Here is a 1,633-nt window from a genome sequence, read left to right on the forward strand (position 1 = left end):
GCACCTGTATTTGGAGCAAAGGGAAGCATTCAAGCTGCTATTAGCGTAGCTGGCCCTAAGGAAAGAATGCTGAAACATAAGGACTTTATAGTAGAAAGGCTGCTTCAAACGTCAGCTAATATATCCTTTATTGCTGGATATGAAGAGGCGAAGAGATAAATGAAAAGAGGGGTAAGATGGATGTGATAAGCATGGGGGAAACGATGATTCTGTTTACCCCACACTCGAATGGAAAGATGCGATATGCTAAAGATTTTTCTTCGAAAATGGCAGGGGCAGAAAGCAATACGTTAATTGCCCTGTCAAAACTCGGTTATCAAACGGGATGGGTTAGCCGATTAGGAAAAGACGAGCTAGGAGAGCGGATTCTTTCAAGTATAAAAGGAGAAGGAATAGATGTAAGACATGTAATATTTGATGATAATGCTCCTACAGGTCTGTTTTTAAAACAAAAAACAAATGAAATGAATAGTAAAGTGTTTTATTACAGACAAGGTTCAGCAGCAAGCTTTATGAATCCGCGTGATATGAATGAAGAGTACATCTCTTCTGCTAAATACTTGTACGTGACAGGGATTACACCTGCACTGARCGATTCCTGCCACGAAGCTGTTTTTCAAGCGATGAAAGCTGCTAAAAAAAATGGCGTAAAAATAGTGTTTGATCCAAATTTGCGAAAGACACTTTGGGATGAATCAGCTGCGCGTCAAACACTAACTAAAATGGCTACATATGCGGATATTATCTTACCAGGAATGAATGAAGGTCAGTTTTTATTTGAGAAGGATAATCCTGAAGATATTGCATCAGCGTTTCATCAATTAGGTGCAGAACTAGTCGTTATTAAGCTAGGTGAAGAAGGAGCTTATTACTCAACTAAAAATGAATCCGCTTACGTAGAAGGTTTTAAAGTTGCTAGAGTGATAGATCCAGTAGGAGCTGGTGATGGGTTCGCCGCTGGGATACTATCGGGACTAATAGATAAATCCTCTTTAAAAGAAACGGTTAGAAGAGGGTGCGCTATAGGAGCTATGGTCGTAACCGTAGAGGGTGATATTGAAGGCTTGCCTGATAAAAAAGAGCTTTGCGAATTTATGAATGCGATTACAAAAGAAGACGTTATTCGATAAAAGAAAGGGGCTTACCAATGACGGATAGTTTATCACATTTATTAGAGCATAAAATCGTTGCGATTATTAGAGGAGCTAAACCGCAGGATGTAGTGAAAATTGCCTCTGCGCTTAATGACGGCGGTGTAAAAAATATAGAGATTACTCTAAATTCGCCTGACGCACTTTCAGCCATTAAAGAGGTTTCTACAGAGCTGGGTGATCAAGTGTTAGTAGGAGCAGGTACAGTGCTTGATCCTGAAACAGCACGTTCAGCTATTTTAGCAGGAGCAAAGTTTATCCTTTCCCCAACTGTTAACACGGAAACGATTAAACTAACGAAAAGATACGGTGCGGTGAGTATTCCAGGGGCTTTTTCACCTACTGAAATTCTAACGGCATATGAAAATGGGGGAGATATTATAAAAGTATTTCCTGCTAGGCTGGGTGCTAGCTATATTAAAGATATTCGAGGGCCGCTTCCCCATATTCCACTACTTCCAACAGGAGGAGTGAGCTTTTAC

At 40.3% G+C, this 1,633-nt stretch carries 3 protein-coding genes; all 3 read left to right on the forward strand.

The features are described 5' to 3' along the window. Nucleotides 1-159: IclR family transcriptional regulator domain-containing protein (locus AC1DRF_RS26780; RefSeq protein WP_477742164.1), on the forward strand; the 159-nt coding region annotated here is incomplete at its 5' end. Nucleotides 160-176: 17 nt separating this feature from the next. Further along, nucleotides 177-1,130 carry a sugar kinase gene (locus AC1DRF_RS26785; protein ID WP_477742162.1) on the forward strand — a complete coding sequence of 318 codons (954 nt, stop codon included), beginning with the start codon at nt 177-179 and terminating at the stop codon, nt 1,128-1,130. 17 nt (nt 1,131-1,147) lie between these two features. After that, the coding region (locus AC1DRF_RS26790; RefSeq protein WP_477742163.1) for a bifunctional 4-hydroxy-2-oxoglutarate aldolase/2-dehydro-3-deoxy-phosphogluconate aldolase at nt 1,148-1,633 on the forward strand (486 nt) is incomplete at its 3' end.

This window comes from Priestia sp. P5_B4, assembly GCF_056400385.1.